Genomic DNA, 13071 nt, shown 5'->3' with positions numbered 1-13071 from the left:
ACGGCACGCGTCACGGGATCAGAATCGTCGATCCCGTGGTGCGGCGTGCGGACAGCTCGATGTGCGCCTGGGCCGCATCGGCCAGCGCGTACTGCTTGATCTCGCCGACTTTCAGTTTGCCGCTGGCGAGCATGTCGAACAGCTCAGTGGCCATGGCCTGCAGGTTCTGCGCAGTGTTGGCGTAGCTGAACAGTGTAGGGCGAGTGACGTACAGCGAGCCCTTTTGCGACAGGATGCCCAGGTTCACGCCGGACACCGGGCCTGAAGCATTGCCGAAACTCACCATCAGGCCGCGTAGTGCCACGCAATCGAGCGAGGTCAGCCAGGTGTCTTTGCCGACGCCGTCGTAAACCACCGGGCATTTCTTCCCGTCGGTCAGCTCCAGCACCCGTTTGGCAACGTCTTCATGGCTGTAATCGATGGTTTCCCAAGCGCCGAGTGCCTTGGCGTGTGCCGCTTTCTCCGGTGTGCTGACCGTGCCGATCAGTTTCGCACCCAGTGCCTTGGCCCATTGACAGGCCAGCGATCCGACGCCGCCCGCCGCAGCGTGGAACAAAATGATGTCGTCCGGTTTGACCTGGTAGGTCTGGCGTAGCAGGTACTGAACGGTCAGGCCCTTGAGCATGACGGCAGCGGCCTGTTCGAAGCTGATCGAGTCGGGCAGCTTCACCAGATGGTCTTCCGGCAGTGCGTGAACATCGCTGTAACTGCCCAGCGGGCCGGTGGCGTAGGCCACTCGATCACCCACGGCCAGACGCGTCACTTCATCGCCCACTGCTTCGACTACGCCCGCGCCTTCGGTGCCAAGACCGGACGGCAGCGCAGGTGTCGGGTACAGGCCGCTGCGGTAATAGGTGTCGATGAAATTAAGACCAATGGCCTTGTTGCGCACCAGCACCTCTTGCGGACCGAGCGCTTCGGGCTCGAAATCGACGTATTCAAGTACCTCGGGTCCTCCGACAGTGCTGAACTGGATACGCTTTGCCATGTGCTCTCTCCATGAAGGTTAAACCGATTGCGAAAGCCCCTATCGAACGCTTTCCCCCGACCCTCGTCAACTGCCACGCCTGTGCTGCGATGGTATGCTACGTGCCAATTTGCCTGCGCCGCCTGTGTTCCGGGGGCTCAGCCGTTTGATGTCAGCCGTAAGGGATCGCCATGAGTACCCGCACCGAGGCCGTGAAGGCTTACCTGCTCGATCTGCAGGATCGCATTTGTACTGCGCTTGAACAGGAAGATGGCAACGCACACTTCGTTGAAGATGCCTGGACACGCCCGGCGGGCGGTGGTGGCCGTACGCGGGTGATCGAGAACGGCGCAGTCATCGAAAAAGGCGGCGTGAATTTCTCCCATGTGTTCGGCAGCAACCTGCCCCCTTCGGCGAGCGCGCATCGTCCCGAGCTGGCCGGGCGTGGCTTTGAGGCGTTGGGTGTGTCGCTGGTGATCCACCCGCACAACCCTCACGTGCCGACGTCTCACGCCAACGTGCGGTTCTTCATTGCCGAGAAAGAAGGCGAAGAAGCGGTCTGGTGGTTCGGCGGTGGTTTCGACCTGACGCCCTATTACGGCGTGGAAGAAGACTGCGTGCATTGGCACCGGGTTGCCGAGCGGGCCTGTGCGCCGTTTGGCGCCGACGTCTACCCGCGTTACAAGGCCTGGTGCGACAGCTACTTCCACCTCAAGCATCGTGATGAGCCGCGCGGGATTGGCGGCCTGTTCTTCGACGATGTGAACCAGTGGGATTTCGACACCAGCTTTGCCTTCATCCGGGCGATTGGCGATGCGTTCATCAATGCTTATCTGCCGATCGTGCGCCGCCGCAAGGCCAACGCCTACACCGTGCAGCAGCGCGAATTTCAGGAATTCCGCCGCGGGCGTTATGTGGAGTTCAACCTGGTGTATGACCGTGGCACGCTGTTCGGTCTGCAATCGGGTGGCCGCACCGAATCGATCCTGATGTCGCTGCCGCCGCAAGTGCGCTGGGGCTACGACTGGAAAGCCGCGCCGGGCAGCGAGGAGGCGCGGTTGACCGAGTACTTCCTGACGGATCGGGACTGGTTGGCTGAGGAATGATTGCACTGTGCAGTCAAGGCCGTGGGAGGCCTCACCACGTCTCCAGGCAAATACCGGGCGTCGTGGGAGCGGCCTGATCCGCGAAGGCAGTATTTCAACCACTGCCTATGCGTCGTATGCACCGGCCTTTTCGCGGACAAGTCCGCTCCCACGTCAGATAGCGTTTCTTCAGCAGACCGAGCGCCGTTTGCGAGACCGAGCGCTGCAGGCGCTGCACTACATCAACAGGAACCCCAATGGACCAGTACGTCGTCTTCGGTAACCCCATCGGCCACAGCAAGTCGCCGTTGATTCATCGTCTGTTTGCCGAGCAGACCGGGCAGTCGCTGGATTACCAGACGTCGCTGGCGCCGCTGGACGATTTCACAGCATTCGCCCGCGCGTTCTTCCAGACGGGGCGCGGTGCCAACGTCACGGTGCCGTTCAAGGAAGAAGCCTTTCGCCTGGCGGACCGTCTGACCGAGCGCGCCAAACGTGCTGGCGCGGTCAATACGCTGGGCAAGCTCGACGACGGCAAAGTGCTGGGCGACAACACCGACGGTGCCGGGCTGGTCCGTGATCTGACCGTCAATTGCGGCGTAAGCCTGCGGGGGCAGCGCATCCTGTTGCTGGGTGCGGGCGGCGCTGTGCGTGGCGCGCTTGAGCCGCTGCTGGCGCAACAGCCGCTGGCATTGGTGATTGCCAATCGCACGGTGGCAAAAGCCGAAAAGCTGGCGCAGGAGTTCGCGGATCTCGGTCCCGTGTTCGCCAGTAGTTTCGACTGGCTCCAGGAGTCGGTGGACGTGATCATCAACGCCACATCCGCCAGCCTTGCAGGCGAACTGCCGCCGATCTCGCCCGGCCTGATCGAGCCGGGCAAGACCTTCTGCTACGACATGATGTACGGCAAAGAGCCGACGGCATTCTGCCGCTGGGCCACCGAGCACGGCGCTGCGCAGTCGGTCGATGGTCTGGGGATGCTCGTCGAACAGGCCGCCGAAGCGTTCCTGCTGTGGCGCGGCGTGCGCCCGGATTCAGCGCCGGTGCTGGCGGAGTTGCGCAGGCAGTTGGCGAACTGATGCACACGCTCTGACCGTTCCCATGCCCATGCCCATGCATCGGCATGATCAGAGCCCCCCATCAATCCTCAAACACAATCGGGCATTTCTCGGCCCCTTCCAGTTTATGCAGCTCTTCGATCACTTGCGGCCTTGCATGGCGCAGCACCAGCGCCCTGCCCTGTCTGGCCAGGCGGCGTGCTTCCTGATGCAGCATTTCGACGCCTGAGTAATCGATGAAGTTGATCTGCTGCGCCTCGATCACCACGCGCTGGCCCTGAGTACGTTGCAGGCGGGTTTGCAGGTAATGACTGGCACCGAAGAAGATCGAGCCGCCGACGCGCAGAATGTCTTCGTCGTCTTCACGCCATTGCTGCACGCGAGGTTGCGAGGTGCGCTTGAGGTAAAAGAACAGCGAAGCCAGCACGCCAGCGTAAATCGCGGTCTGTAGCTCCAGCAGCAGCGTGGCCAGGCAGGTCAGCGCCATCACGAAGAACTCCGCGCGGCTGACCCGGAACAACGCAGCGATACCGCGACGGTCCACCAGCCCCCAACAAATCAGCAGGATCGACGCCGCCATGCTCGGGATCGGGATGTGCGAAATCAACGAGGCCCCTGCGACGGCGAACAGCGCGACCCAGAGCGCGGAGAAGACCCCGGCCAGTGGCGAACTGGCCCCGGCTTCGTAATTCAGCGCCGCACGGGTGAACGAGCCTGCCGACAGGTAACCGGAAAACAGCGAGCCCACCATGTTCGACAGGCCCTGCGCGCGGACTTCCTGATTGGCGTTGAGCATCTGCTGCGAACGGGTCGACAGCGAGCGCGCAATCGACAGGCTGTTGACCAGCCCGAGCATGCCCACCGCTACCGCCGTTGGCAGCAGCTTGAGGATCAGCTCGGCATCCAGCGGCAGCGGACTGAACGGCGGCAAGTGCCCGACGAAGGCGCTGACGAGCCTGATGTGGCCGAACATGGCGGGCCACAGCCAGACCAGCAGGCTGCTCGACACCAGCGCAATCAGCAATGTAGGCCAGCGTGGCACTAGGGATTTCAGAAGGATGCCCAGCGCCAGCGTCATCAGGCCCAGCGTGAGGGACGGCAGGTCGATTTCGCCACGATGTTCGAGCATCGCCGTCAGGCTGTTGAGGGCTGTGGTCTGGCTGGGCAGGTCGAGGCCCATCAGGTTGGGCATTTGCCCCAGCGCAATCACCACGGCGGCACCCAGGGTGAAACCGACCACCACGGAATGCGAGACGAAGTTGACCAGCGCGCCGAAGCGCATCATGCCCAGCAGCAACTGAAACACTCCCGCGATAAAGGTCATCAGCAGAATCAGCGTGATGTAATCCTGACTGGCTGGCACCGCAAGCGGGCTGACGCTGGCGTACAGCACGATGGAAATGGCAGCCGTCGGGCCGCAGATCAAATGCCACGAAGAGCCCCACAGGCAGGCGATGATCACCGGCACGATGGCGGCATACAGCCCGTACTCGGGAGGCAGCCCGGCGATCAGCGCGTAAGCGATGGATTGCGGCAACGCCAGAATCGCGCCGCTCAACCCCACCAGCGCATCACGTCCGACGCTGGTGCGAGTCTGCTGAGGCAGCCAGGCGAGAAAAGGCAGGAATTTATGGCGGTTTAACCAGCGCATCAGTCCCTCTTGAGTGGTGGATTGCCGCCAAGGTTACACGCTGTGGCTCGATCTGATGATGACCGCGGCCTGTGCTTTTCGCTCCACATGGTTTTTCCTGAGTGAACGCAGAGCCTGCGGAGTGAGCGTGCTTGCGTAGCTAAAGGTACAGGCTGTGGCGTTAGCGCGGGCCCTTTCGCGAGCAAGCTCGCTCCCACAGAAGCGGTTTTTGTTCAGTCAGTTGCCTTTCATTCAGCGATTCGTAACTCACTGAAGAAACACTATTTTCCCGTGTGAGATACGGACGCCTGTTCGGGGCTGCACTGGCTGGCAGCAAACACAGAAGTGTGGGAGGCGGCTTGCCGGCGATGAATGGTGACGGCGATGTTTCTGATAAATCGTGGGAGCCTCATCGCCGGCAAGCCGCCCCCTCAGGTCGAGCGCGTACCCGCAGACCTAGTTCTGCGAAAGCTTCGCTTTCACGGCCGCCAGCGCGTCCTTGTCGTCGAGGGTCTTGACGCCATCCAGCCATTTTTCCAGCACGGCCGGATTGGCGTTGATCCAGGCCTTGGCGGCTTCGCTGTTGCTGACTTTATTGTTCGCCACGTTAGCCATGATGGTGTTTTCCATGTCCAGCGTGAAGTTCAGGTTGGTCAGCAGCTTGCCCAAGTTTGGACAGGCGTCGGCGTAGCCTTTACGGGTCAGGGTGAAGACGGAGCCGGTGTCACCGAAGTATTTCTCGCCACCCTTGAGGTAGTGCATGCCTTTGATCTGCACGTTCATCGGATGCGGGGTCCAGCCGAGAAAGACCACGAACGACTTGCGTTTCACGTTGCGATTGACCTCGGCGAGCATGGCCTGCTCGCTGGACTCCACCAGTTTCCAGCCACCGAGGTCGAATTCGTTCTTCTTGATGATCTCCTGCAGCGACAGGTTGGCGGGCGCGCCGGAGCCGATGCCGTAGATTTTCTTGCTGAACTTGTCGGCGAATTTGTTCAGGTCGGCAAAGTCATGCACGCCCGCGTCCCAGACGTAGTCAGGCACGGCCAGGGTAAATTCGGTGCCTTCGAGGTTCTTGGCCAGTTGCGTGACGTCTCCGGTGGCCACGAACTTGTCATAGAAACCCTGCTGCGCAGGCATCCAGTTACCCAGGAATACGTCCAGCTGTCCGTCCTTCAGCCCGCCATAGGCAATCGGCACTGCAAGGGTGTCGATCTTGGTCTTGTAGCCCATGCCTTCGAGCACCAGGCTGGTGATCGCGTTGGTGGCGGCAATGTCGCTCCAGCCCGGATCGGCCATTTTGACCGTACTGCAACTGGCGTCATCGGCGTGTGCCGCGACGCCGCCCAATGCCATGACACTGACCGCCAGTGCGGTGAATAACGTTCTCATCGGTATACCCCTTTTGATTTTCTTGGTGTGGGCAGTGTCAGGGTTGTGGATAACGTGCCTTGCGCTCCAGATCGTCCAGATCAATGTGGTTGCGCATGTATTGCTGACTGGCGTCGACCAGTGGCTGGTGATCCCAACTCTTCAGCTTGCCGGTTGCCAGCGACCGGGCGACGAAACGTCGCCTGCGCTGGCTGGCGAGCACCTGATGGTGTATCGCCGGTATGTCCCACTTGGCCCTTGCTTCGGCCAGGAAGTCGTTGAACAGTTGCTGATAGTCGGGAGACTGGCTCAGGTCCTCCAGTTCCTTCGGATCGCTCTTCACGTCGAACAGCAGGCAGTGATCCTGCTCCGAATAGATGAATTTGTAGGCACCGCGACGGATCATCATCAACGGGCTGGTCGTGCCTTCGGCCATGTATTCGCCAAAGACTTCATCGTGACCGGCCTTGCCTTTGAGGTGCGGCAGCAGGGAGCGACCGTCCAGCGGCAATCCTTTGTCCAGCTTGCCATTGGCCAGGTCGACGAAGGTCGGCAACAGATCAGCCGTGGACACCGACGCTTTCACGCGACGTGGCTTGAACTGGCCCGGTGCATAGACCACCAGTGGCACGCGCGCGGCCATCTCGAACCAATGCATTTTGTACCAGAGCCCTTTCTCACCCAGCATGTCGCCGTGATCGCCCGAGAACACCACAATAGTGTCGTCTGCCAGACCGACTTCAAAGAGTGTCTGCATCAGCTTGCCTACGTTCAGGTCGATGTAGCTGCAGGCACCGAAGTAGGCGCGCCGCGCATCGCGGATCTTGTGCGTCGGCAACGGCTTGTCCCATAGATCGTAGACCTTGAGCAGGCGTTGTGAATGCGGGTCCAGCGCCTGCTGGTTGGCGTGCAGTGGGGGCATCGGTATTTCGACGTCGTCGTACAGATCCCAGAACGGTCGGGGGATGGTGTACGGGTCGTGGGGATGGGTCATTGAGACCGTCAGGCAAAACGGCGCATCGCCGTCCTGGCGCACATGGTCGTACAGGTATTGCTGCGCCTTGAAGACCACTTCTTCATCGAAGTCCAGCTGGTTGGTGCGCACACACGGCCCGGCCTGCAGCACCGACGACATGTTGTGATACCAGCTGGGGCGCACGTCCGGCTCGTCCCAGTTCACGGACCAGCCGTAGTCTGCCGGGTAAATGTCGCTGGTGAGGCGTTCTTCGTAGCCATGCAATTGATCGGGGCCGCAGAAATGCATCTTGCCCGACAGCGCGGTCTTGTAACCCAGCGCACGCAGGTAGTGAGCGTAGGTCGGGATATCTGCCGGGAAGTCGGCAGCGTTGTCGTACGCGCCGATCTTGCTGGGCAACTGACCGCTGACCAAAGTGAAACGCGAGGGTGCGCACAACGGGCTGTTGCAGTACGCCGACTCGAACACCACACCCTGATCGGCGAGGCGAGACAGGTTCGGCATCAGAATCGGAGACGGGGCGTAGAACGGCAACATTGGCGCGGCCATTTGATCGGCCATGATGAACAGAATATTTTTGCGCTTCATGTAATCGCTGCATCCCATAGTGAATAGTTATGCGAAAGTGCTGCCAACGAGAATGAAGGCCATACTGGCTGTGGTAAAGCCCATATGAAGATATACCTAGGATAAGCAGCACTTATGTATGAATCGCTTGGTGATCTCTCGCTGGATCTGTTGCGCGCGTTCGAGGCGGCTGCCCGTTCGCGCAGCTTTACCGCTGCGGCCATCGAACTGGGCACCACGCAGCCTGCGGTCAGCCAGCAGATCAAGCGGCTTGAAGAGCAACTGGCGACCCGGCTATTTGACCGCATCTACCGCGGCATCGAGCTGACCGAAGCCGGTGAGGTGCTGTTCAGTCATGTGCAGACCGGCTTGCAGTCCATCGAAAGCGGGCTGGTCGCCATTACCGATCAGCGCCAGCATGAAGTGCTTCAGGTCGCGACGGATTTTGCGTTCGCCTCCTATTGGCTGATGCCCCGATTGCACCGTTTCCACAAGCTCAACCCGGACGTAGACGTCAGCCTGGTGACCAGCGAGCGCAGCCACAGCATGCTGCGCCCGGATATCGACGTCGCTGTGCTGTTCGGCGATGGGCGCTTCAAGCAGGGCCAGAGCCATTGGCTGTTCAACGAGGAAGTGTTTCCAGTGTGCAGCCCACAGTTGATTGCAGGTCGAGAACTGCCCTTGGCCAACGATGCGCTGCGCGAATTTCCACTGCTGCACCTGCGTGGCGAAAGCAATAACAACTGGTTCGACTGGGGCGGCGTGTTCCGGGCCCTCGACATCCCCCAGTCACCGGCACCCGGGCAGTTGCGCTTTGACAATTACACACTGCTGATCCAGGCCGCCATCGGCGGTCAGGGCGTGGCCATCGGCTGGCGGCATCTGGTGGACGACCTGCTCGAACAAGGCCTGCTGTGCCGCCCCATCTCAGCCTCGGCGGTTTCCGGTTACGGCTACTACGTCGTCTTGCCACAGCGCAAACGCCGCGTACAGATCGTCCAGCAATTCGTCGACTGGCTGGCCAGCGAGCAGGCGTTGAGCGGGGTTTCGCTTGCGGGCAGGCCGCTGCCGTCGATTGCGGTGTGATCGGGTATTTTTCAGCACTCATGACCCCGAATATCTAACGGGTTAGAAGCGACTTATCAAATTAGACGGAAACTTCCTACATGGTTTGCGGAAGTGGGCGAGTTTACTTTTGCTCTTTTTTAGCATTACTTAGGTAGTGGCTCTGAGATAATTGCAGCCTTGTATCCGCAGCTTGATATTAGTGGGTTATGCGATATTGATAATGCTGGACTGTCCGGCGCGTAACGTTCAAAGCATTAAAAAGTTTTCAGTATTTGAAGCGTGAATGGCGTTTGCACGTCCGTTAGGGAAAAGCCCAGGTTACAAATATGATTATATTAAATGCGAAAAAAGGTCAGGTCAGGGTGTCGACCCCTATACAGGACGTACGTTGCCAAACTCAAAGAGTCATTTTCCAATTGAATAGTGGAGTATTATGCGATGAGTGTTCTTGCCAGCCTTGTTGGAAATAATATTGAAACTGTATGTGTAGTACATGATTGCTTTCAGTTGTTTTTCGCAGGAGGCGTCATATTAAATATCAACAATTCATATTGTATTATTGGCTCTACTGTGAAAAGTCTGCAGGGGAAAAAACTTATAAATGTTTCAGAAAGTGAGCGAGAAATTGAGCTGGTGTTCGAAGGTTTAGCAAAAATTAGAATTGATATGACTCCGGATGGATTTCAAGGGCCGGAGGCTATGCAGCTTTTGAGGCCAGGATTTCCTCTGGTTATCTGGAATTAATTTTTCCTTGTTTTAAGAGGCATGGGCTTGTATGTATGCGTACAAGCCTTACTTTAACCGCTGTCAATGGGTAAGCGTTTTAGCGCCTCGCCGAGAGGAGTGACCATTGAAGATAAATGTTATTCCTGGATAATCATGGGCTGATGTTAAAGCCGATGGGCTGTTGCACAATTATGGTTGGGCGAAATAAATGTCCAGACTGATGACGCAGCTTGATATTAGTGGGTAATACACCTCATGTGCATGAGTGGCTGGGCCGCGTTCGAGAGCACCCTGATCATGCTTATTTACCTTTGTCGAGAAATTGAGGGGGCTTTATGAATAAGTGGGATGTTTTAGTAGAGGCCACATTTGAATCTATCCATGTATGTTCAATTGAAAAACACGTTCGAGTACGGGTAACAAGCCCATGGGAGGGTAAGAAGTCCTATCAAATAGTTGTTAAAGGTATCGATAGATTTGTCCTTAATAATATGACGGTTTTGAATATTGTTGATCGCGTCAATTTTTTCGATGTCAGTAAAGAGCAAGAAGTAGAAACCGCAAATTGTTTATTTTTTCTGTTGTGGGGGCGCGATCCTGAAACAGGAGAGCTAAAGGACTCCACCTTTTTACAGAAATTGGAACTCGTCCGTACGGGCAAGCTTGTGTTGTTCGAGCTTGAGGCTGTTTGCGGTGCAACATTTATTGCATTGGCGGAAAGCGTTAGTTTAGAACTACTTGGCAAAATATAACTTTTTATGTAGAGGCTCATTCAAAATTCAGAGCGTTGGGGTGGATGACTTTTTTTGATTCAGTTTAGGTAAGTGGCATTAACTTTGAGTCCGCCTTGCTAACGTAGATAAGTCGTGAGGGGGCTAAACCTAGAAGGTGATCAGCGCTATGCTATCTAGCAATTTTCATGATGGAAAAATGATGTCCATTGCTGTTATGGATGACACGCTTTTTATGGAGGTTTACGCTGACGGTAAAACCACCAAAATCAAAGTCTCTGGCCTGGAAAAGCTTAGGGTTACTGATTTCGAGGAGGGAAATATAATCAATTCTTTACGTGTATTAAGCCCGAATGATCATGCTGGAGCCAGCAGCGAAGTCATGCGCCTGATGAAATACGCCTACGCGCTGGAAGACGCGGATTTCAAGCTGTCCCCAAAGTACTCGTCCTTCCTGGATAAAAAACTTGAGGCGTTTCGGAATGGCTCTGTTTTAGTAGTGGAGTTAGAGCCTTCGTATGGGGCATACGCTGTTGCCATAGGCAAAGAGATCTCAGAAGAGAGTCTCTGATTGTCTGGAGTTGGCTTCACCTGTGCATAGGGAGTGAGCGTATATGTCTGCGTAGACGCCTTGCCTGATTAGCCTGTAAACGATCTGAGGGCGTTTGCGCCGCTTTAGAGGGAGCAAACAGTGAAGATAAAAACTTCCATAAATGACATTGGGTTGCTATTAAACACGGAAGGGCTTTTACAACATTATGGTTACGAGATAACTGTTCAGATTCATGATGACGACTTGGAAGAACACGCGATAGCGTTTATTGAGACGGTTGCTAACTATCTCGATATGGGTCATGAAATTTCTTCAAATGAAACGCTGGGCTATGGCTCCTGGATAACAAAAATGCAGCTCAATGATTGTCAGGAACTGGTATTTTTTGAACAGGTTCCTTTAACAGGCGACTATGTACTCGGCATCACGGCCACCCTGACTATGTGGGCGGAGCAGCATGCAATGTGTGCGAAAGCCGGGGTCGAGTATTCCGTCCCACGCCACGATCAGCTGATCGTTATTTCTGACGGTGTGCTCGAGGGTGATCCTGCTGAGGGCGTTCGTTATTCGTCACCCGAACATATGTCTGGCTGGTGGATAACCACAGGCCGGTATAACGGCGATACCAAGACGCTTAAGACCGTCCATGCACACCATGTAGCGGAGCATCGTCCTGATCTGGTGAAGTTTTTAGCGTTGCCATTTGGCTATCGGTTTTATGGGATAGCCGGCGAAGCATGGAGAGATAAAAGCTAGACGGCTACGCTTTATCAACCATCATGCAGGACCTACTATCGGCCCACACGCGAGAAAAATGATCAAGGCTGGACCCACACCTGCGTCAGTCAGGTCTTCAGCCGCGAAAGGAGTCTTTATCCCCATGCAAGATGTCCACGGTTACCACGCCCATGTTTATTTCGACGTCCAGACCCTCGACCAGGCCCAAGCGTTGTGCGAAGCCGCGGCCGGGAAATTTGCTGTGCAGATGGGACGCGTCCATCAAAAGCGCGTCGGTCCACACCCGGACTGGAGTTGTCAGCTGGCTTTCGAGCATGCGCAATTCGCTGACGTCATGCTCTGGCTGGCGTTGAATCGCAATGGGTTGGTGGTGTTTACGCATCCGCTGACGGGCGATGAACGGCTCGATCACACCGAGCATGCCATCTGGATGGGCGCGGTGCGGCCTTTGGATTTGAGTGTTTTTGATGACTGACAGGCCAGGCCCCCGGCCTGTTTTGCCACGATGCTATGTCGACTGACAGGCAAAATGTTCGGTGTAATATAGCCCCCGCCAAAATGTGACTGGTTGGTCCTTTGAGGTGCAGAGAGCCAAAAAGTGATCATGGAGGTGCCTGAGCATCAGGCATCGGGGGTGGTTGCAGCCTTGTTTTATGGGTATGCAATGAATGCTTGGATCGATACAGAGAGGATCATGATACATGCCGAATGCAGTCATCGAAGGCAAGACGCTTCACTATTCTGATCAGGGCAGCGGGCCAGTGCTGTTGCTTGGCCACAGTTACCTGTGGGACCGGAACATGTGGAGCGCGCAGCTTGATCTGCTCGCCAGTCAGTACCGCGTGATTGTGCCGGACCTGTGGGGGCATGGTGAGTCGGGTGCGTTTCCTGAAGGGACCCGGAATCTGGATGATCTCGCGCGCCACGCGCTGGCATTGCTCGATCATTTGAACATCGAACGTTGCACCCTCATCGGGCTGTCGGTCGGTGGCATGTGGGGCGCTATCGCTGCGACTTCAGCGCCTGAGCGCTTCAACGGGCTGGTGTTGATGGACACCTATCTGGGCAAGGAAAGCGAGGCCAAGCAGGCGTACTATTTTTCTCTGCTCGATAAGGTGCAGGCAGCCGGTGTGTTTCCCGAGCCGCTTCTGGACGTTGTGGTGCCGATATTCTTCCGGCCCGGGATCGATCCTCAGTCACCGCTGTATCAGGCGTTTCGATCGGCGCTGGCCAGCATGAACCCAGAGCAGGTACGCCAGACGGTGGTGCCGCTGGGTCGCATCATCTTTGGTCGTGAAGACCGGCTTGGGCTTCTCCATAAACTGGATGCGGACACGACGCTGGTGATGTGCGGCGATGTTGACATCCCCCGTCCCCCGCAAGAAACCCGAGAGATGGCTCGCCTGATCGGCTGCCCTTATGTGTTGGTGCCCAAAGCCGGGCATATCGCCAACCTGGAGAACCCGGAGTTTGTGTCGGGTGCATTGATGGCGTTTCTGGCAGGGTTGCATCAGAAGACCGCGTAACGCGCATCCCGCGTCCGGTTCCCACGTGGGATGCGTTCTCCACGTGGGAGCGGACTTGTCCGCGAAGGCTGTGTT

Annotated in this window: 13 protein-coding genes; 9 read left to right on the top strand and 4 right to left on the bottom strand. The window is 57.0% G+C overall.

Annotated features, from left to right (window positions below; genetic code table 11):
- Positions 1–10 precede the first annotated feature (10 nt).
- Positions 11–988, bottom strand: a complete 978-nt coding sequence (locus tag H8S56_RS12290) for an NADPH:quinone reductase (protein WP_187518785.1) — start codon at positions 986–988, stop codon at positions 11–13.
- A gap of 170 nt (positions 989–1158) precedes the next feature.
- Between H8S56_RS12290 and hemF the strand changes: the two genes are divergently transcribed.
- Positions 1159–2073 carry an oxygen-dependent coproporphyrinogen oxidase gene (gene hemF, locus H8S56_RS12285; protein ID WP_187518784.1) on the top strand — a complete coding sequence of 305 codons (915 nt, stop codon included), beginning with the start codon at positions 1159–1161 and terminating at the stop codon, positions 2071–2073.
- Between the two features lie 236 nt (positions 2074–2309).
- Positions 2310–3131 (top strand): shikimate dehydrogenase, encoded by an 822-nt coding sequence (gene aroE / locus H8S56_RS12280; RefSeq protein WP_024685167.1) that lies wholly within the window; start codon positions 2310–2312, stop codon positions 3129–3131.
- Between the two features lie 61 nt (positions 3132–3192).
- Here the strand turns inward: aroE and H8S56_RS12275 are convergent, their stop codons facing one another.
- The 3 genes from H8S56_RS12275 to betC form a co-directional block, all read right to left on the bottom strand.
- Positions 3193–4761, bottom strand: a complete 1569-nt coding sequence (locus tag H8S56_RS12275; protein ID WP_024695467.1) for a SulP family inorganic anion transporter — start codon at positions 4759–4761, stop codon at positions 3193–3195.
- A gap of 435 nt (positions 4762–5196) precedes the next feature.
- A complete protein-coding gene (gene choX / locus H8S56_RS12270; RefSeq protein WP_187518783.1) occupies positions 5197–6132 on the bottom strand; it encodes a choline ABC transporter substrate-binding protein in 936 nt (311 codons plus the stop codon).
- A gap of 37 nt (positions 6133–6169) precedes the next feature.
- Positions 6170–7675: a choline-sulfatase gene (gene betC / locus H8S56_RS12265; protein ID WP_187518782.1), complete on the bottom strand. Its 1506-nt coding sequence runs from the start codon at positions 7673–7675 to the stop codon at positions 6170–6172.
- Between the two features lie 114 nt (positions 7676–7789).
- Between betC and H8S56_RS12260 the strand changes: the two genes are divergently transcribed.
- From H8S56_RS12260 to H8S56_RS12230, 7 genes are all read left to right on the top strand, one after another.
- Positions 7790–8740: a choline sulfate utilization transcriptional regulator gene (locus H8S56_RS12260; protein WP_187518781.1), complete on the top strand. Its 951-nt coding sequence runs from the start codon at positions 7790–7792 to the stop codon at positions 8738–8740.
- A 420-nt stretch (positions 8741–9160) separates the two neighbouring features.
- The gene (locus H8S56_RS12255) at positions 9161–9466 is read left to right on the top strand and encodes a hypothetical protein (RefSeq protein ID WP_187518780.1); all 306 of its coding nucleotides are present in this window, start codon (positions 9161–9163) and stop codon (positions 9464–9466) included.
- Between the two features lie 317 nt (positions 9467–9783).
- The gene (locus H8S56_RS12250; RefSeq protein WP_187518779.1) at positions 9784–10200 is read left to right on the top strand and encodes a hypothetical protein; all 417 of its coding nucleotides are present in this window, start codon (positions 9784–9786) and stop codon (positions 10198–10200) included.
- A 148-nt stretch (positions 10201–10348) separates the two neighbouring features.
- Positions 10349–10750 (top strand): hypothetical protein, encoded by a 402-nt coding sequence (locus H8S56_RS12245; RefSeq protein ID WP_187518778.1) that lies wholly within the window; start codon positions 10349–10351, stop codon positions 10748–10750.
- 120 nt (positions 10751–10870) lie between these two features.
- Positions 10871–11488: an immunity protein Imm33 domain-containing protein gene (locus H8S56_RS12240; protein WP_187518777.1), complete on the top strand. Its 618-nt coding sequence runs from the start codon at positions 10871–10873 to the stop codon at positions 11486–11488.
- Between the two features lie 124 nt (positions 11489–11612).
- Positions 11613–11945, top strand: a complete 333-nt coding sequence (locus tag H8S56_RS12235; RefSeq protein WP_187518776.1) for a DOPA 4,5-dioxygenase family protein — start codon at positions 11613–11615, stop codon at positions 11943–11945.
- Positions 11946–12171: 226 nt separating this feature from the next.
- Positions 12172–12996, top strand: a complete 825-nt coding sequence (locus tag H8S56_RS12230; protein ID WP_187518775.1) for an alpha/beta fold hydrolase — start codon at positions 12172–12174, stop codon at positions 12994–12996.
- Positions 12997–13071 lie beyond the last annotated feature (75 nt).

The organism is Pseudomonas triticifolii (assembly GCF_014358015.1).
Taxonomy (GTDB): Bacteria; Pseudomonadota; Gammaproteobacteria; order Pseudomonadales; family Pseudomonadaceae; genus Aquipseudomonas; species Aquipseudomonas triticifolii.
Note: the sequence above shows the minus strand (reverse complement) of the source record. Positions and strands in the feature narration are given on the sequence as shown.

Coding starts and splice junctions, on each gene's coding strand:
- H8S56_RS12290 (WP_187518785.1), bottom strand. CDS start 988: ATGGCAAAGCGTATCCAGTTCAGCACTGTCGGAGGACCCGAGGTACTT.
- hemF (WP_187518784.1), top strand. CDS start 1,159: ATGAGTACCCGCACCGAGGCCGTGAAGGCTTACCTGCTCGATCTGCAG.
- aroE (WP_024685167.1), top strand. CDS start 2,310: ATGGACCAGTACGTCGTCTTCGGTAACCCCATCGGCCACAGCAAGTCG.
- H8S56_RS12275 (WP_024695467.1), bottom strand. CDS start 4,761: ATGCGCTGGTTAAACCGCCATAAATTCCTGCCTTTTCTCGCCTGGCTG.
- choX (WP_187518783.1), bottom strand. CDS start 6,132: ATGAGAACGTTATTCACCGCACTGGCGGTCAGTGTCATGGCATTGGGC.
- betC (WP_187518782.1), bottom strand. CDS start 7,675: ATGAAGCGCAAAAATATTCTGTTCATCATGGCCGATCAAATGGCCGCG.
- H8S56_RS12260 (WP_187518781.1), top strand. CDS start 7,790: ATGTATGAATCGCTTGGTGATCTCTCGCTGGATCTGTTGCGCGCGTTC.
- H8S56_RS12255 (WP_187518780.1), top strand. CDS start 9,161: ATGAGTGTTCTTGCCAGCCTTGTTGGAAATAATATTGAAACTGTATGT.
- H8S56_RS12250 (WP_187518779.1), top strand. CDS start 9,784: ATGAATAAGTGGGATGTTTTAGTAGAGGCCACATTTGAATCTATCCAT.
- H8S56_RS12245 (WP_187518778.1), top strand. CDS start 10,349: ATGCTATCTAGCAATTTTCATGATGGAAAAATGATGTCCATTGCTGTT.
- H8S56_RS12235 (WP_187518776.1), top strand. CDS start 11,613: ATGCAAGATGTCCACGGTTACCACGCCCATGTTTATTTCGACGTCCAG.
- H8S56_RS12230 (WP_187518775.1), top strand. CDS start 12,172: ATGCCGAATGCAGTCATCGAAGGCAAGACGCTTCACTATTCTGATCAG.